This window comes from Herpetosiphonaceae bacterium, from assembly GCA_036374795.1.
Taxonomy (GTDB): Bacteria; Chloroflexota; Chloroflexia; order Chloroflexales; family Kallotenuaceae; genus LB3-1.
The window spans coordinates 27,695-47,444 of record DASUTC010000242.1 but is presented as its reverse complement, the minus strand read 5'-3'; the positions used below and the strand labels follow the sequence as shown (position 1 = coordinate 47,444).

Genomic DNA, 19,750 nt, shown 5'->3' with positions numbered 1-19,750 from the left:
CAAAGTTCACAGTTTCCCTCTCACATCAGGAGCCGGGCTTCTTCTTCGGTAAGATCGTCGAGCTTCTCGATCAGTTTGGCCTCGATGATCGCCGCCAGTTGGGCAACCGTGGCCGCGTCGAAGACATCCGCGACGGGCAGATCGACCGGGAAGCGATCCCGCAGGCGCGTGATGACCTGCGTCGCCATCAGCGAGTGACCGCCGAGATCAAAGAAGTTGTCGTGGATGCCGATCGGCCCTACGCCCAGCAGCTCTTGCCAGATCTCGGCGATCGACTCTTCGATCGTCGTGCCGGGCGCGACATACGGATTGAGCAGGTTTGGTCGAGGCTGCAATGCTGCCAGCGCCGCCGAGCGCTCGGCGGCTCGCTCTTCGAGGTCGGCGCTCGATTGCTCCGACATAGCTCGCTGGGCGGGCGGATCGATCCAGTAGCGCTGCCGCTCGAACGGATACGTCGGCAGCACGACGCGGCGGCGGCGCTCGGCGGTATAGAGCTGCCGCCAGTCAAGCCGCCCACCGACCGCCCAGAGCTGGCCCAGGCTGTTGAGCAAAAAGGCTACGTCGGACTCTCGATCGTGCGGGTGGCGCAGCGAGGCCAGCACTGTGGCGCTGGCCTGGTGCCGCCGCGCCAGCGTTCCGAGCATACGGCCCGGCCCGACCTCAAGCAGCACGCGATCGGGATCGCTGAGGACGGCGGCCACGTTATCGGCGAAGCGCACCGGCTGCCGCAGATGCCGCGCCCAGTAGTCGGGATCGGTCGCCTGCTCCGGCGTGATCCAGTCGCCGGTCAGGTTGGAGAGATACGGGATGCGCGGCCTGTGCAGTGCCACCATACGCATATGCTCTGCGAACTGCGCCAGGATCGGCTCCATCATCGGCGAGTGGAAGGCGTGCGAGGTGTGCAGGCGGCGGCAATCCACGCCGCGCGCGACCAACCGCTGCTCGATGCGCTCGATCGCGGTGTGCGGCCCCGCGACGACACACAGCGACGGCGCGTTGACGGCAGCAATCGCTAGATCCGGCCCCAGCAGCGGACGCAGCTCTGCCTCAGAGAGCGGCACGCTCAGCATCGCGCCTTCCGGCAGCGATTCGATCAGGCGTCCCCGCAGCGCGACCAGCGCCAGCGCGTCCTCAAGCGAGAAGACGCCCGCGACGGTGGCCGCCACGTACTCGCCGATGCTATGGCCGAGCAGCGCTTGAGGCCGTACGCCCCAGGCCATCCAGAGCCGCGCCAGCGCATACTCGATCACAAACAGCGCGGGCTGCGTCAGCCAGGTCCGATGCAACTGGCCGCTGGCGGCGGCGAGCTGATCGGGTGCTGGATAGAGCACGTCGCGCAGATCCAGATCGAGATGCGGCTTGAGCAGCGCGGCGCAGCGATCGACGTGCTCGCGGAAGATCGGCTCGGCCTGATACAGCTCGCGCGCCATCTCGACATACTGCGCGCCCTGTCCTGGGAACAGAAAAACCACCGGGCGATCCTGGCGCTCCTGCACCTGGATCGAGACGCGCTGCGGATCACGCGCCGCGAGCGTCTCCACGGCATCCATAAGGTCGCGGCAGACGACCATCTGGCGATGGCTGAAGGTTTTGCGTCCGACATTCAAGGTGTAGGCTACGTCGGCCAGATTGAGATCGGGGTGCTGCTGCAAGTAGCTCGCCAGGTTGCCTACGGCCTGCTCAAGCGCGGCGCTGCTGCGCGCCGACAGCGTCAGCACATGCCAGGGCCGCGACAGACCCGATGGCTCGATCGGCGGCGCTTCTTCCAGCACGATATGCGCGTTGGTGCCGCCGATGCCAAACGAGCTGACACCCGCGCGGCGCGGCGTGCCGTTTGCCTGCCACTCGGCGAGGTTTGTATTGACATAAAACGGACTTCGGGCAAAGTCGATCATCGGGTTGGGCCGCTCGAAATGCAGGCTGGCCGGGATCTGGCTGTGGTGCAGCGCCAGCGTGGTTTTGATCAGGCCCGTGACACCGGCGGCGGCGTCGAGGTGGCCGATGTTGGTCTTGACCGAGCCCAGCGCGCAGCGCTGCGCCTCTTTGGCGACCGGCCCAAAGACGCGACTCAGCGCCGCGATCTCGATCGGATCGCCCAGCGGCGTGCCCGTGCCGTGCGTCTCGATATACGAGATCGTTTCGGGAGCGACGCCCGCCATCGCCAGCGCTTCCTCGATCACGGCGGCCTGTCCGTCCACGCTGGGCGCGGTATACCCCACCTTCTGCGCGCCGTCGTTGTTGAGCGCGAAGCCCTTGATCACCGCCTGAATCTGATCGCCGTCGGCCAGCGCGTCGTGCAGCCGCTTCAAGACGACGATCCCGACGCCGTTGCCGGTGATCGTGCCTTGAGCATCGGCATCGAAGGCGCGGCAGTGGCCGTCGGGCGACTGAATGCCGCCCGGCTGGTAGCGGTAGCCCGCCGTATGCGGCACGTTGATCGACACGCCGCCAGCCAGCGCCATGTCACACTGACGCAGCAGCAATTGCTGGCAGGCGATCACCGTCGCCACGAGCGAGGTCGAGCACGCCGTTTGGAGGTTGACGCTCGGCCCGCGCAGGTTCAGCTTATACGAGACGCGCGTCGTCAGATGGTCTTTTTCGTTCAAGAGCATCGTCTGGAAGCCGCCGACCGACTCCAGCAGATCGCGGTTGGCATACAGGTTGAACAGCAGATAGCTGTTGGTGCTGACACCGGCGAAGACGCCAATGCCGCCCTCGTAGGCGTCGGGATTATAGCCCGCGCGCTCCAGCGCCTCCCAGGCACACTCCAGAAACACGCGGTGCTGCGGGTCCATGATCGCGGCCTCGCGCGGACTGTAGCCGAAGAAACCGGCGTCGAACAGCTCGATGTCGTCAAGGATCGCGCCCGCTTTGACATAATCGGGATGACTCAGAAGGGCCGGATCGATGCCCGCCGCGAGCAATTCGTCGTCGGTGAAGAAGGTGATCGACTCGCTGCCGGCGCACAGGTTTTGCCAGAAGCGCTCGACATCGCGCGCGCCCGGAAAGCGTCCGCTCATGCCAACGATTGCGATGGCGGTATCCGCGATTGGCGCGATCGGTGCTCGCGGCGGGTGTGGCGCGCTGGCCTGCTCCTGCGCCGCGCTCTCGTCCACCTCCGGATTGAGGAACTGCGCCAGGGCCGCGATCGTGGGATGGCGAAATAGATCGGTCATCGCGATGTCGCGGTTCAGGCGCTCTTGCAGCTTGCTATGGACCTGCATCATCCGAATCGAGTGGCCGCCGAGATCGAAAAAGTTCTCGTTGACGCCCACGCCGTCGAGCTGCAACACCTCCTGCCAGATCTGCGCGATCTTGTGCTCGATCGGCGTGCGCGGCGTGATCGCCGTCTCCGTGGCGCGCGCATGGGCAGCCTCCGGCGCTGGCAGGGCCTTGCGATCGACCTTGCCGTTGGCCGTGAGCGGCAGCGTGTCGAGCAGCACAAACGCACTCGGCACCATATACTCCGGCAGGCGCGCTTTGAGGTGGTCGCGCGCTCCGGCGATCAGATCGTCGCGCTGTGCGTCTGGCTGGATCGGAATCGTGTCCTCGCGGAACAGACGTTGATAGAACGGCGTCGCCCGGTAGCGCTGCTCGTGATGAACCGATTGATACGCGAACGGTAGAGGCGTTCCGTCGCGCCGCAGCAGCCGCCCTTCGACCGCGTAGTCGGGGTGGATGCCGTTGGCCGAGAGCGATGCGCTACAGATCAGCTCGATCCGATCGCCTGGCTCGACCGCAACGCCGGGATCGAAGATCGGGAAATAGACCGGAAACCAGGCGTAGTCGTGATCGAGCGCGTCGAGCACCACGCCTTCGATCATGTGCAGGTTGAGCCAGATCAAAAAGCCGTCGAAGCGTCCGGCCCGGTCGATCGTCAGGCTGAGATTGTGACAGTACTCGGAGGCGGTATAGTCGCTAAAATCCAGATCTTCAAAGACGCCCTCGTTCGAGATAATCTGCGAGCGCGGAAAGTTCTTGATGCACAGCCGCAGGTCGAACGGATGGCCGACATGCTCGAAGATCTGCTCGACATAATAGCCGGAGACGCCGGTGAAGCGCGGGTCGGCGGCCAGCGCTTCGGGCAGGCAGACAGCGGCGATCTTGGTCAGGCTGCGCGCGGGGATCATCGTGCCACCCGGCTTGAGCAGCCGCCGCGAGCGGTTCAGGATCTCGGATGCGCCCTCGCCGCCGCCGATCGCCTCGAAGATCTCGGAAACGCAGACATCGGCAGGCTCCGGCAGCTCGATCGTCGTGGCATCGCCGTGGATCACGATCACGCGGTCGTCGAGGCCCAGCGCCCTGATCCGCTCGGCTGCCGCGCGGTACGGCTCTTCCAGAATCTCAAGCGCATAGACCCGCCGCGCGCCTGCCGCTACACAGTGCTGCGCAACGATCGCGTCTTTGCCGGTGCCAATCTCGACGACGACCTTGTCTCTCACGGTGCGCTCCAGCGCGGCCTTGTAGCCCGCGATCCGCCGCGTGTCGTTGGTCAGGCCATAGTAGAGCACTTCGTCGTAGATCGCATACTCGCCGATCGACGGCCATAGCTCGATGGCATCGCTGCGCGCGGTGCTGGCTCTGGAGCGAGTTTCGAGTTCGGAGTGGAGGCCCTCACCCTCCGGCCCCTGCTCCCATTGCATAGGCGAGGGGGAGGAACTGGTGGGGGCCACCCGGGCCCAGAGGGCACCCCCCCCGGCCTGCGCGGCGCTGGGCACAACGTACGCTACCAGCCGCTTCTCGCCAGGAAGGTCCTCCCGCGCGATCACCGCCGCCTCGCGGATACCGGGATGCTGCCGCAGCGCGGCCTCGATCTCGCCCAGCTCGATGCGGAAGCCGCGCAGCTTGACCTGCTGGTCGATGCGGCCCAAAAATTCGATCGTGCCGTCGGGCAGGTAGCGCACGAGGTCGCCCGTGCGATACCAGCGCTGTCCATCGAGCGTCACGAAGCGCTCCGCCGTGAGTTCGGGCCGGTTGAGGTAGCCACGGGCAACGCCCGCGCCGCCCAGGTAGAGCTCGCCAGCCACGCCGATCGGCACAAGGTTTTGCTGCGGGTCATAGATCCGCAGGATCGTATTGGGCAGCGGCGTGCCGATCAGATGCTTCTGGATCTGCTGCTCGCCTGGTACGACATGCATCGCGCAGAGGATCGTGCCTTCGGTGGGGCCGTACGCGATAAAGATCTGAGCGGCGGGGAAGCACGCCTGCATATCTTGAACCAGATCCACGGGCACGAGATCGCCGCCGACCAGCACCTGACGAATCTCGGCGTACGGCTCAGCGCGCTGCCGGGCGAAATCGACGATCTCGCGCATCAGGCTCGGCAGCGCATGGAGCGCGGTTGTGCCCCGGAGGATGCGGGCAAAGCCCGGCAGATCCAGCGCTCGCTCCCTGGTGACGAGCACGGTCGTGCCGCCGACGAGCAGCGGCGTCCACAGCTCGAAGAGCGAGATGTCGAAGGCAAACGAGGCGATACAGGGCATGATCGTCGCCGCCGTAAATCCGCATGTTTCCTGACCGGCCAGCATGGTATTGACCAGATGGCGATGTTCGACCATCACGGCCTTTGGTCTGCCGGTCGTGCCTGAGGTGTAGATCATGTAGGCCAGATCGTCGCCGCGCACCGCGATCTGCGGATCGTCCGCGCTATAGCTCGCGATCTCTGCCCAGTCGCGATCCAGGCAGACGACGCGGGCGTGATGCTCAGGCAGGCGGGTGCTCTCCGGGCTAAGCAATCGAGCCTGTGTGAGCAGCACGGGGGCCTGGGTATCGTCCAGCATGAAACGCAGACGCTCCTGCGGATAGGCCGGATCAAGCGGCACGTAGCAGCCGCCCGCCTTGAAGATCGCGAGCATGCCGATCACGCTGTCGATCGAGCGCTCGGCGCACAGCGCGACCGGCGTCTCGCCCTGAGGGCACCCGCCGACGCCAAGCGCCTGGAGATAGTGAGCGAGGCGATTCGCCCGCTCGTTGAGCGCGCGGTAGCTGAGCCGCTCCTGCTCGAAGATCAGCGCGATAGCATCGGGTGTGCGCGCGGCCTGGGCGGCAAAGAGTTCGTGGATCGGCGTCTCGGTTGGATACGCCGCCTGCGTCGCGTTCCACGCCAGCAGCGCGCGCTCCTCGGCAGGCGTCACCAGGGCCAGCTTGCCGAGATGCTGCTCCTGGTGGGTCGTCATCGCTTCCAGCAGCGTTTCGAGATGGCCCAGCAAGCGCGTGATCGTCGCGGCGTCGAAGCGCTGCGTGTCATACGAGAGCCGGATCAGCAGCTCCGAGCCTGGAACAGCCATCACGGTGAGCGGATAGCTGGTGCGCTGGAGGCAGCGCACGAAATCAATGTCCAGGTCGCGGCTGAGCGTCTGCAACGCTCGATCGACCGGGTGATTCTCGAAGACGACGATGCTCTCGAAGAGCGGGATGCTGTGCGGCACATCGCTCCAGCTTTGTACCTGCACCAGCGGGCTGTACTCGTACTGGCGCAGCTCGAATTGCACCGCCTGAAGCCGCCTGAGCCACGGCAGCAGCGCCTCGTCCGGCGGCGTCTGGACCCGCACCGGCAGCGTGTTGATGAACAGCCCGACCATCGACTCGAAGCCCGGCAGATCGCTGGGCCGACCGGAGGCGGTCGCGCCGAAGACGATGTCGTGCTCGCCGCTGTAGCGGCCGAGCAGCAGCGCCCACGCGCCCTGAAAGATCGTGTTGAGCGTCACCTGCTGCTGGCGCGCCAGCGCTTGCAGCGCAGCGGTCGTTGTTGTCGACAATCGAACCTGCTGCTCCTGGTAGCGCTCGGCTGGATCGGACGCTGCGGCATCGGGCTGGCCCGCGATCAGCGGCGTAGGCGCGGCGAATCCGGCCAGCGTTTGCCGCCAGAACGCCTCGGTCGCCACCGGATCGCGCTGCTGAAGCCACTCGATGTAATCGCCATAGGGCCGCACCGGCGGGAGCGCAATCGTGCGACCGTGCGAGAGGGCATCGTAGCTCCGAAACACATCGGCGAGCAGCACAGACATCGACCAGCCATCCAGCAGCAGGTGATGGTAGCTCCAGACGAAGTACCAGCTCCGCGCGGCGAGCTGTGCCAGCGCCACACGCATCAACGGCGGCTGCTCCAGGTCAAAGCCCTGTTCGCGGTCGGCGGCAAGCAATGCCTCAAGCCGATCCGCGTGCGAGGATGGCGGCAGGTCGCGCCAGTCCAGCCGCTCGATCGGCAGCGTCACCTCGCGATGGACGGCCTGGACCGGATTGTCGAGATCTTGCCAGTGAAACGAGCTGCGCAGGATTGGATGGCGCGCGACAGCATCCTGCCAGGCCTGCTCAAAGGCGGCGATGTCGAGATCGCCGTGCAGCGTCCAGATGAATTGCTCGAAGTATGCTCCCTCGGCTGGGAGATACACGGTATGGAAGAGAAAGCCCTGCTGCAAGGGCGATAGCTCGTAAATATCCTCGATCTGATCCGGGGTCATGAAGTTCTCCTGTTGCCGGGTTTGCTGAGGCGGCCCATCAGCTTATCCAGATCCTTCTGGCTCAGCTTTGCCTTGGGGAAGTCAGAAGGCGTGTACGTCTCGCCTTGCGCCGCTCGGCAGTGAGCGATCAGCGCCCGCAGCGCGTCGAGATACGCCTGGGATAGCCGCTCGACCGTCGTCCGCTGATAGACCTGGGCGTCGTAGGACCAGATCAGGCGCAGTTGATTGCCGACGATCCGGGCGCTGACCTCCAGAAGGTATGGCCGCTGCGTACGCGAGCGAGCGATCGGCTCGTCTGCTTCGGGTGCGAGTGCCAGAGGCGTGCCGGGCGGTATGAGCTGATCGGCAGCGCTGCCATACACGAAGCGTAGCTCCGCCTGCGGCAAGCCCCGAAGCTGATCGTCCGCGCGCAGGATGCCATAGCCGAGGCCCTGGCGCGGGATACGTCGAAGCTGCTCCTTGATCGTTTTCAAGACCTCTGCGGGCTGATCCGCTGTTTCCGGCAGCGCGAGCAGCGCGGGAAAGACCGTCGTGAAGCAGCCAATGGTCCGCGACAGATCCAGCGTCGTCGCCGCGCGGCCATCGCCTTCCAGATCGACCAGCAGAGTCGTTCCGCCGGTCCAGCCGGTGATGCTTTGCGCCAGCGCGGCAAGCAGCAGATCCGTCACCTGGGTATGGTATGCCTGGTGAACATCGTCGAGAAGCTGCCGCGTTTCTTCGGCGCTAAGCTGCCCGCTGCCCGCCTGGATCGTGGCTGCGGCTTCTCCATTGGATGGCCCGTCCTGCGGCAGCCGTGCAACCTCGGCGCGTCCGATTGCCAGCCAGTGATCGAGCTCGCCCCGTTGAGCGGAGCCTGTAATGTCTGCGGATGTCTCACCGATCCACTGCTGGAATGTCGCCGCAGGAGCGGGCAGCTCGATCGGCTGATCCTGGCGCTGCTGCTCGTACGCCGTCCAAAGATCGCGCGCCACGATCGACCATGAGGCGCGATCGAGGGCCAGCGGATGACCGACCAGCAGGAGGCGGCCCGGCAGCCCAGGCCCGCGATCCAGGTAGCTGACATGGAGCAGCCGCCCGCTGGCCGGGTCGATCTCGCGCTGTGCCACTGCGTTGGCGTCGGCAAGCGCCGCTGGGTAGGCATCGGGCGGGAGTGCGGTCAGATCGATGTGGCTGAACGGCAGCTCCGTGCTCGGCGCGGCGATCTGCTGCCGCCAGCCGCTCTCGCCCCGCACCAGCCGCAGCCGGAGCGCGGCCTGTTGCCGGAGCAGCGCGTCGACCGCGATTGCGAGCCGGGCGGCATCGAGGCCGGGCGGCGTTTCGATCTGCACGACATCAGGAGCAAGCTGCTCGTGTTCGACCAGGCATCGCTGGCCGGGCGCGAGCGGGAATAGCTGCTGCTCGGCCATCTGCGCGCTCGCGCCGAGCGCCGCCGCCAGCTCCGCGATCGTCTGGTGCTGGAACATCTGCCTGGGCGTGATGCGTAGCCCGGCCTGCTGCGCCCGCGCGATGACCTGTAGGCTGAGGATTGAGTCACCGCCCAGGCCGAAGAAATTGTTGTGGATGCCTACCTGCTCGACGCCCAGGATCTGCGCCCAGATCTCGGCCAGCGTCTGCTCAAGCGGCGTGCGCGGCGGCACGATCTCGGCTTCTAGCTCCGGCACGGTCAGCGGCGCAGGTAGCGCCTCGCGATCGACTTTGCCGTTGGGCGTGAGTGGCACGGCGTCAAGGATCACGAACGCCGAGGGCACCATATACTCCGGCAGGCGCTCCCTGAGATGGCCGCGCAGCACCGGCGTAAGCTCACGGGTCAGCCTGGCCTGAAGCGGATGATTGGCATATGCGGTCAGGCTCTCGGCGGCAGATAGATCCGGCAGATCGGCTGCCGCAGCGCTCCACAGGTCGGTGGCTTGCCCGGCGCTGGCCCGCCGAAAGATCGCCTCATAGCAGCCGTCGTCGCCAGCGCCGGACCAGCGCAGCGCGACCGTGTAGCCAAGCTCCGCCCCCAGCGCCGACAGGTCGGCTGGATCGATCGCCGGGATGGCCGCGACACTCAGCCTGTGGCGTAGCTCGGCTACCGTGAGCGTCGGCGGCTCGCGCTCTATCAGCTCCAGCAGACGAAGCTCGCTGGCGATTCGGGTGTTTGGCACACGCCGCAGCCCCAGGCGCTCCGGCTGCTCCGCCCGAAGCACCTGCCGCAGCGCGTCGGTCGTCAGCCACGACTCGGGCCAGTCGCGCCAGGGCAGCGGCTCGCGGCTCGCTCGCTCGTCGAGCCGCAGCGCCACGTCATAGCGAAATTGCGTCACCTCGCTGTGGAAGCGACCGCCCTTGAGCTGGATCGCGACCTGACCAATCTGCGGGTAGCGCTGCCGGAGCGTCAGGAAGAATGCGGGAGCGATCGTTAGCTCGTTTTCCTGAATCAGCCGCCGCTGTACCCGCTGCCGGAACTGCGCGATCGTCAGGGTTGGCGGTGCCTGATGCAGCTCGACCGCCGCGTGGAACGCTTCCAGCAGCGGGAAGCTGCGCACGTCGCCCAGGAAGACCGCACCGCCCGGCGCGAGCACGTGGAGCGCGCTCTCCAGCACGCGCACGAGATAATCGAGCGAGGGGAAGTACTGCGCGACGGAGTTGATGATCACCACGTCGAACGCGGAAGCCTCAAGGCCGCTGAAATCGTCGGCGGCGCGCTGAAGCAGCCTGACCTGCGGCAGATCGCGGGTCTGGCGCTGGAGCTGGTCGATCGCCGCCTGCGCCAGATCGGTGGCGACGTAGCGCTCAGAGCCGGGCGCGATGCGGAACAGCAGCAATCCGGTGCCGCATCCGATCTCCAGGACGCGCCGTGGGCGGAGCGCCTGAATCCGCTCCACGGTCTGATCGACCCACTCGCGCATCGTCTCGGCGGGCAGCGGCGCTCCGGTGTAGCTGCTGCGCCATCCGGCGATGTTGAAGGTCGGATCGTCGGATGGACTGGTTTCGTGGTAGGCGGTATTGAAGACATCCTGCCACGCATCGACCTGATCAGTCGCCAATGGTCCGAGTTCGGAGTTGAGGCCCACATCCCCGGCCTCGCGGCCTCTTTGTTCTGCCACGACATACGCTACCAACCGCTGCCCGCCGTCGTCGCGGACTACCGCGACCGCGTCGCGTACGGCTGGATGCTGGTGCAGCGTCGCCTCGATCTCGCCCAGCTCGATGCGAAAGCCTCGGATCTTGATCTGGTGATCGATGCGGCCCGCGAATTCGAGCGTGCCATCCGGCAGGTAACGCGCCAGGTCGCCCGTGCGGTAGAGCCGCCCGCCCGGAGTCGCGCCGAACGGATCGGGCACGAACTTCTCGGCGGCCAGCTCCGCGCGATTCAGGTAGCCGCGTGCCAGGCCGGAGCCGCCGATATAGACCTCGCCGAGCACGCCGATCGGCACCGGCTGCAATGCACGATCGAGCAGATAGATCTGTGTCTGTGCCAGCGGTCGACCGATCGGCGGCGCGCTCTGGATCTCGCGCGGTATTCGCATCCACGTCGAGTAGGTCGTCGTCTCCGATGGGCCGTACAGGTTCACGACCTGATGCACGGGCGTTTGCTGGTAGAGCTGCTGCGCGAGATGCAGCGGCAGCGGCTCTCCCGCCAGGTTGATCGTCCGAGCCGAGGCGGGAATGCCGCTGATACGGACAAGCTCTGCGGCGGCGGATGGCACCGTGTTGATCAGCGTGACCTGCTGCGCGGCGGCCAGATCCGGCAGATGCAGCGCGTTCTCGGCGATGATCACACAGCCGCCGCAGCTCAGCGGCACGAATAGCTCGAAGACCGACAGATCGAAGCAGATCGAGGTGCTGAACAGCACGCCCGCCAGCTCTGTCGAGGTGTAGGTCGCGGTCGCCCAGGTGACGAGGTTGACCGGGCTGTGATGGGCGATCGGCACGCCTTTGGGCAATCCTGTCGAGCCTGAGGTATAGATCACATACGCCAGGTTGTCGGGCGTGACGCCGCTCGTCGGGGTGGCGCGGCTGAGCTGAGCCAGCAGATCCTCGGCCTGATCGATGTGCAGCACAGCTAGCCCGTGAGCGGGCAGCCGCTCGGATAGATGGCGCTGCGTGATCAGCGCCATCGCCCGCGAGTCGGCCAGCATGAAGGCCAGCCGCTCCTGCGGATAGGCCGGATCGAGCGGCACATACGCGCCGCCCGCCTTGAGGATGCCCAGCACGCCAGCCACAAGCGCGGCTGAGCGCTCGACGCAGATGCCGACTGGTGTCTCGCCCTGATGGCACCCGCCGACGCCGCGCGCCTGGAGCCAGTGCGCCACCTGATTGGCCCGCTCGTTCAGCTCGCGATAGGTGACGCGGGCCGTGCCGTCGATCACCGCGACCGCGTCGGGCGTGCGCTGCGCCTGAGCCTCCACGAGCTGGTGCAGGCAGGCGTCTTGCGCGGCAAGGCTCGGAGCGGAGGCTATGGTATTCCATTCAACCAGCATCGTCCGGCGCTCGGCATCGCTCAGCAGCCGCGCCTGCGACACCGGGCGATCAGGCTCGTCTGCGATGCTCATCAGGAGTTGCTGGAAATGATCGATCATGCGCGCGATCGTGCTGGCATCGAAAAGATCAGTGGCGTACTCCAGCGTGCCGAGCAGCGTATCCGGCCCTTCCCGCAGCGCCAGCCACAGATCGAACTTGGCGGCTCCGCTCTCCGCCGGAATACTCTCCAGCCGTAGATCGGGCAGCTCGACCGCTGGCATCGGCATGTTTTGGAGGGCAAACAAGACCTGGAAGAGCGGATTGCGGCTCATATCGCGCTCAGGCTGAAGCTCGTCGACCAGCATCTCGAAGGGCAGATCTTGATGCGCGTATGCCTCCAACGCCACATCGCGCACCCGTGCCAGCAGCTCGCGGAAGCCTGGATCGCCCGTCAGGTTGGTCCGCAGCACCAGCGTGTTGACGAAGAAGCCGATCAGGCTCTCAGTCTCGGCGTGGGTCCGCCCGGCGATCGGCGTGCCGACCACGATGTCGCGCTGGCCGCTGTAGCGCGCGAGCAGCGTTTGCCACGTCGCAAGGAGCGTCATAAACAGGGTCACGCCTTCGCGGCGGCTCAGAGCGCGGAGCGCCTCGGTGACAGGTGCCGAGATCTCGAAGCGCTGCGTCGCGCCGTGGAATGACTGGACCGGCGGACGCGGATGATCGGTCGGCAGATCCAGCGTCGGCAGATCGCTCAACTGCTGCTTCCAGTAGGCGAGCTGCTCGTCAAGCACCGCGCCGTGCAGCCACTCGCGCTGCCAGATCGCATAGTCGGCATACTGGATCGGTAGCTCCGGCAGCATGCGCTCCGGCTCGGCTGCTCCCGATGCGCATGCCCGGTAGAGCGCCGCCAGCTCTTGCACAAAAATCCCCATCGACCAGCCATCGCTGGTGATGTGGTGCATCGTCACCAGCAGGATATGCTCGGCGTCGTCGGCGCGCACGAGCGTCGCGCGCAGCAGCGGGCCGTGCGCAAGGTCAAAGGGCTGGCGCGCCTCCTCGGCGGCAAGGCGCTTGATCCTGGCCTCGCGCGTCATCGGCGGCTGATTGCGGAGATCGACCAGGGCCAGGTTGATCGTCGCGGTCGGCGCAATCACCTGCGCGGCGCGACCCTGTACGTTCGGAAACGTCGTCCGCAGTGCCTCGTGTCGCCCCACGATCGCGTTGAGCGCCCGCTCCAGGGCCGTGGAATCGAGCGTGCCGTCGAGCCTGAGCGCCACCGGGATGTTATAGAACGGACTATTAGGCTCCAACTGGTCGAGGAACCAGAGCCGCTGCTGTGCAAAGGAGAGCGGCAGCTCGCCCTGGCGCGGGGCGCGTCTGAGCGCGGGCATTGCCATCCCTCGCGCCGCGTGACGTTCCAGATCGACGCGCCGGGCCAGCTCTGTGATCGTCGGCGCTTCAAAGAGCGCTCGCAGCGGCAGCTTGACCTGGAAGGCAGCCTGGATTCGCGACATCACCTGGGTGATCAGCAGGGAGTGCCCGCCAAGCTCAAAGAAATGATCGTGGACTCCGACCTGCGCGCGCCCAAGCACGGCGGCCCAGATCCCCGCCAGCACCTCCTCGGTCGGCGTGCGCGGCCCGACAAACGTCTGCTCGTGAGCGCTCAGCGTACCATCGGGCGCGGGCAGTGCGCGGCGATCGACCTTGCCGTTCGGCGTCAGCGGCAGCGCATCGAGCACCACAAACGCGCTCGGCACCATGTAGTCGGGCAGGTGGTCCTTCACGTAGGCGCGGAGTGCGGAGTGCAGCGTTCCAGGTTCAACGTTTCGAGTTTCGAGTTCTGGATTCTCCGCTTGTTCCTTTGTTCTTTGTTCTCCCACGACATACGCCACGAGCCGCTGGTCGCCGGGCCGATCTTCACGGACCAGGACAACGCTCTGCCGGATAGCCGGATGCCGGTTGAGGATCGCCTCGATCTCGCCCAGCTCGATGCGATAGCCGCGCAGCTTGATCTGGTGATCGATGCGGCCCAAAAATTCGAGCGTGCCATCCTGCCGATAGCGGGCCAGATCCCCGGTGCGGTAGAGCCGCGCATCGGCTGTTCCGCTGAACGGATCGGGAATGAATCGCTCGGCGGTCAGATCGGGCCGCCGGTGGTAGCCGCGCGCCACGCCCGCGCCGCCGATCACGATCTCACCTGGCACGCCGACCGGCACCTGCTGGAGTCGCGAATCGACGAGGTAGATCCGGGTGTTGGCGATCGGCGGCCCGATCGCCACGGCTCCGGTGCCGACCGCAATCTGCGCGGCTGCCGACCAGATCGTTGTCTCGGTGGGGCCGTAGAGATTCCAGAGCGCGGCGCTGCGGCTGGCAAGCTGATCGGCCAGTTCGCGGGGCAGTGCCTCGCCGCCGCACAAGATCGTCAGGTTGGAATTGCCCGTCCAACCGGCATCCAGCAGCATGCGCCACGTCGCGGGCGTAGCCTGCATCACCGTCGCGCCGCAGGCATCGATCGCCGCCGCAAGCTGCGCGCCATCGGTCGCAACCTCACGGCTTGCCAGCACCACGCGCGCCCCGACGATCAGCGGCAGAAAGATCTCAAGCGCGGCAATATCGAACGAGAGCGTCGTCACCGCCAGCAGCGTGTCGCGCTCGGTCAGCCCCGGCTGTCGTCGCATCGAGTGCAAGAAATTGACGACCGCGCGGTGCGGCACGTACACGCCCTTGGGCTGTCCGGTCGAACCGGAGGTGTAGATCACATACGCCAGATTGTCTGGCAGCGTCGTGCCTTGCGGGCTGGTGCTCGGCTGGCGCTCGATCGCCGAGCGATCGGCGTCCAGGCAGACGACCGGCAGCGGCAGATCGGGCACCTCCGCGCTCAGCGCCTCCTGGGTGATCAGCGCGGCGGCATCCGAGTCGGCGAGCATGTAGTGACGGCGCTCACGCGGATAGCTCGGATCGAGCGGCAGATACGCGCCGCCCGCCTTGAGGACGCCCAGCAGCGCCACGATCAGATCGATCGAGCGATGGAGCGACACGCCAACCCGCGACTCCGGCCCAACGCCCAGCGTCCGCAGATGATGCGCCAGTTGATTGGCGCGCGCGTTCAGCTCGGCGTAGGTAAGATACGCTTCCTCGAAGATCACCGCCACGGCCTGCGGTGTGCGGAGCGCCTGCGCCTCGATCAGCGTATGCAGGCATGTCGTCTCAGGATACGCCGCGTCGGTCGCGTTCCAGGCGGCGATCTGCCGTGTCTCGGCAGGCGTCAGCAGCGGCACGGCCGCGATCGACTGGCGGGGATCGGGCAGCAGACGCTCAAGCAGCGTATGGTAGTGCTGCACAAGCCGCTCGATCGTCGTCGCCTCAAACAGATCGGTGCTGTACTCGACCACGCCGTACAGTCCGGCGCTCGTCTCCATCAGCGCGAACGTCAGGTCAAGCATCGACGTGCCACTGTCGACCTCAAGAAGCTCAACATCCAGGCCCGGCAGGGCGACGGGCGGCGTGGGGATGTTCTGGAACATGAACAAGACCTGGAAGAGCGGATTGTAGCCCAGGTTGCGGATCGGCTGGACGATCTCGACGACCTGATCGAACGGCAGCGCCTGGTGCGCGTACGCTCCCAGCGTCATATCGCGGACCTGATCGAGCAGATCGAGGAACGACGGGCCGCCAGACAGCCGTGCGCGCAGCGCCAGCGTGTTGAGGAACAGGCCGATCAGGCCTTCCGTTTCGGCCTGGGTGCGGTTGGCAATCGGCGTCCCGACGACGATGTCATCCTGGCCGCTGTAGCGGTGGAGCAGCGTTTGGAACGCGGCCAGCAGCGTCATGAAGGGCGTGACTCCCGCGCGCTGGCAAAGGCTATGGACGGCAGCGGCGAGCGTCGGCGGCAGCGTAAACGTGTGGGTCGCGCCGCGATAGATGGCGACCGCTGGACGCGGATGATCGGTCGGCAATTCCAGCAGCGGCGGTACACCAGCGAGCTGCTGCTGCCAGTAGCCGATCATCTGCTCGCGCACGCTGCCCTGGAGCCAGCCGCGCTGCCAGAGCGCATAGTCGGCGTACTGGATCGGCAGCGGCGGCAGCTCAGCGTCGGCTCCCGTGATCGCAGCCCGGTAGAGTGCAGCCAACTCGCGCGTCAGCACCCGCAGCGACCAGCCATCGCCGATCAGGTGGTGCAGCGCCACAAGCAGCACGGAGTCGTTCGGGCTGAGCAGGAGCACGCTCACGCGCACGAGCGGGCCATTTTGCAGATCGAATGGTCGGCCCGCGTCTTCCGCCGCCAGACGCATGACGGTCGCCTGCTGCTCGTCGGGCGCGAGCGCTTGCAGGTCATGGGTGACAAGCTCCACCGGCTGCGACTCGGCGATCTGCTGGATTGCCTGCCCATCGACGATCGGAAAGCTGGTGCGCAGTGTTTCGTGTCGCCGCACCAGCCCATTGATCGCCTGCTGAAGCGCCGCGATCTTGAGCGCGCCGGTCACGCGGATCGCCAGGGGCATCGTGTACGCGCCGCTCTCCGGCGCAATCTGCGCGATAAACCACAGGCCTTGCTGTGCCAGCGACAGCGGTATGTCGGCGTCGCGGGAGGCGATCGGGATCGCTGCGCTCGGCTGCGTGGCTTCTGCCCGCAGCGCGGCGAGCTGCGCCGCCAGACCGGCCAGCGTCGGCGTTTCAAAGAGCACCCGCAGCGGCAGCTCGACCTGAAAGACCGTGCGAATGCGGGCGATAAGCTGCGTTGCCAGCAGCGAGTGGCCGCCCAGCGCAAAGAACGAATCGGCGCGGCTGATCTGGCTCACGCCTAGCACCTGCCGCCAGAGGTCGGCCAGCAGCTCCTCGTCGGGCGTGCGCGGCGGCTCGACGATGCGGGTGTCCGCCTCAGGCTGGGGCGCGGGCAGTGCGCGGCGATCGAGCTTGCCGTTGGGTGTCAGCGGCAGCGCGTCGAGGAAGACGAATGCCGAAGGGATCATGTAGTCGGGCAGGCGGTCCTTCACGTAGGCGCGGAGTGCGGAGTGCAGCGTTCCAGGTTCAACGTTTCGAGTTTCGAGTTCTGGATTCTCCGCTTGTTCCTTTGTTCTTTGCTCTATGACGTACGCTACCAGCCGCTCGTCGCGGAGCAGCACCACGGCCTCACGCACGGCGGGATGCTGTCGCAGCGCGGCCTCGATCTCGCCCAGCTCGACGCGGAAGCCGCGCAGCTTGATCTGGTGATCGACGCGGCCCAAAAATTCGATCGTGCCGTCGGGCAAAATCCGCGCCCGATCGCCGGTTTTGTAGAGCCGCGCGCCGGGGTTGTCGCTGAATGGATCGGGCAGGAAGCGCTCGGCGGTCAGATCGGGCCGGTGCAGGTAGCCCCGCGTCACCTGCGCGCCGCCGATGTAGATCTCGCCCGGCACCCAGACCGGCACGGGCCGCAGATGCCGGTCCAGCACATAGGCCGTGACGCCAGCCAGCGGTCGACCGAGCGGCAGATGTGTGCTCATCTGGGGTGCGTTGGTATCAACTGGCAGCGTCAGCACGCCGACGGTCGTCTCCGTCGGGCCGTAGTGGTTGACGATGCGCCCGCCAGCGGGCATGAGACTCTGTACCTGCCGCACCCAATCGGAGCGCGACGCCTCGCCGCCAAGGATCAGGCGCTTCCGAGGCAGGATCGCTGAGGCAGCGTCGCCGCTGAGCAGCGCGCGCAGATGCGACGGCACGATCTTCAAGTAGTCGATCGGATGCTGCCGCAGATAGTCGGCCAGCGCATCGGGATCGGCGGCGCGGGCGGACGAGATGATATGCAGGCAGCTTCCGGTCGTCAGGGCTGGAAAGATCGCCGTGTTGCCCAGGTCGGCGGCGACCGTCGAGACGAGCGCGAAGTGCATCTGTCGGGAGATATCCAGCCGCTCCAGAATCGCGTCGAGGTAGGCGCTAAGCTGCCGGTGCTCGACGGCAACGCCCTTGGGTCGTCCCGTGGAACCGGAAGTGAAGAGCACATACGCCAGGCTGGCCGGATCGGTCGGGCGGGATCGCGGACGCTCAACTGCCCGCTCAATCGTCGGCCAATCCGCGTCCAGACAGATACGCTGAACCGAGGCAGGCAGACGGGTGCCCTCTGGGCCTAGCAGCGCCGTTTGAGTCAGCAGCACGTTCGCCCGTATATCATCGAGCATCTGGCGTAGGCGCTCAGGCGGCAGCGCGGGATCGAGCGGCACATACGCGCCGCCCGCCTTGAGGACGCCCAGCAGCCCCACAATGAAATCCAGCGAGCGCTCGACACACAGCCCGACGCACACATCGGGGCCGACGCCCAGCGCTTTCAGGTGTTGAGCCAGTTGATCGGTGCGCGTGTCCAGGGCGCGGTAGCTCAGCGTCTCGTCCTCGAAGACCACGGCGGGCAGGTCCGGCGTGCGACGAGCCTGTGCCGTAAACCGCTCGTGGAACGGCTCGCCCGCCTGTCTCGCGCTCGTCGACGGGTTGACCAGCGCCAGCAGGCGATCGTGCTCGGCAGGATCGACCAGCGCGTAGGCATGGAGCGGCCAGGCGGGCTGTCGCGCGGCCTGCTCGATCACGATCCTCAAGGCGGCCAGCAGACGCCCGGCGTCGGCGGCGCTACACCGCTGCGCGTCGTAGTGCAGGATCAGATCGAACGACGCGCCACGCGCGCCACAGGCCAGCAGGAGCGTCTGGCGATCGATGCACGCCAACTGTCGCTCGATCGAGATCGTGAAATCGCCCGCCGTGTGTGGCGCTGGCTGCTCGGCGTAGGAGAAGCCAAACGGACACCAGCGCGGCGATCCGTCGCGCGCCTGAGCATCCGGCAGATACTCCCAGGCAAAATACTCCTGCCACTCGTCGGCCTGCTGCAACGCCCGATCGGCCTGCCGCGCAAGCTCGTCGAACGTCATCTGCGCGTCGATCTGGCCGCGAATCGGCAATGCGGTTGCGAACAGCCCCAGGGCATGCGCTAGCTCGTCGTACTTGCGTCCCTCGTGCCCAACCGCGACGATCAGCTCCTCTTGCTCGCCGAAGCGCCAGAGCACAAGCTGCCAGCAGGCCAGGAAGAATGCCGCCGCAGAAACAGCGCCCTGTCCGGCAAGCTCGGCGATCGGCGCGGCCAGCGGGGCGGGCAGCGCGAGCGCTACCTGCTGTCGAGCAAACGGCGCGGCAGGATCGACCGGCTGGATCAGCGGGAGCGTTGAGGCGCGTAATCCGCTAAGATCCTGCTGCTTCCAGAAAGCCCGCCCCGATGCCGTCTCTTCCGATTCGATCAGCTCATTCTGCCAGGCCGCCAGATCGACGTACTGCGGCGGATCCTCCGGCAGCGGCGCGTTCTGTCGGGCGGTCGCATACGCCGCGCCCAGCTCCCGGGCCAGCAGCGCCAGCGATGCCGCGTCGGCGCAGAGCGCGGGCAGGTGGAGCAGGAGCATGTGCTGCGCGGCGGACAGCCGCGCCAGGGTGCAGCGCAGCAGCGGCCCCTGGTCGAGATCGACGGGCTGCTGGCGCTGCGCCCGCATGAGCGATTCGATCGCCGCTGCCTGGCCTGTCGCGTCGAGCAGGCTCAGATCGTGCTCGTCCAGCGTCGGAGCCAGCAGCTCGGCGATCACTTGCAGCGGAAATTGAATGCCCGGTAAGCGCTGGAACGTGGTGTGCAAGATCTCATGCCGCTGCACGACGAGCGCGATTGCTGTAACGAGTGACTCGCGATCGAGCGGCCCGTCGAGCCGCAGCACCGCCTGGGCATAAAACGGCTGCTGGGGACTTGCCTGCTGAAGTTGCCATACATATCGCTGCTGCGGTGATAGCCGAAAGCCCTCGGTCGGGGTCTGAACCATGATCCTGCCTTCCAAGTTTCGAGTTTCGAG

2 protein-coding genes are annotated in these 19,750 nt (G+C 66.5%); both read right to left on the bottom strand.

Annotation, left to right across the window (positions count from 1 at the left end; genetic code table 11):
• Positions 1-20: 20 nt before the first annotated feature.
• Positions 21-7,460: an amino acid adenylation domain-containing protein gene (locus VFZ66_18120; protein ID HEX6291106.1), complete on the bottom strand. Its 7,440-nt coding sequence runs from the start codon at positions 7,458-7,460 to the stop codon at positions 21-23.
• Complete coding sequence (locus VFZ66_18115; protein ID HEX6291105.1) at positions 7,457-19,720, bottom strand: amino acid adenylation domain-containing protein; 12,264 nt, start codon at positions 19,718-19,720, stop codon at positions 7,457-7,459. The genes VFZ66_18120 and VFZ66_18115 overlap by 4 nt, the downstream gene beginning before the upstream one ends.
• Positions 19,721-19,750: the final 30 nt, after the last annotated feature.

Excerpts from the sequence above, each read along its gene's own strand:
- VFZ66_18120 (HEX6291106.1), bottom strand. The coding sequence starts at position 7,460 with ATGACCCCGGATCAGATCGAGGATATTTACGAGCTATCGCCCTTGCAG.
- VFZ66_18115 (HEX6291105.1), bottom strand. The coding sequence starts at position 19,720 with ATGGTTCAGACCCCGACCGAGGGCTTTCGGCTATCACCGCAGCAGCGA.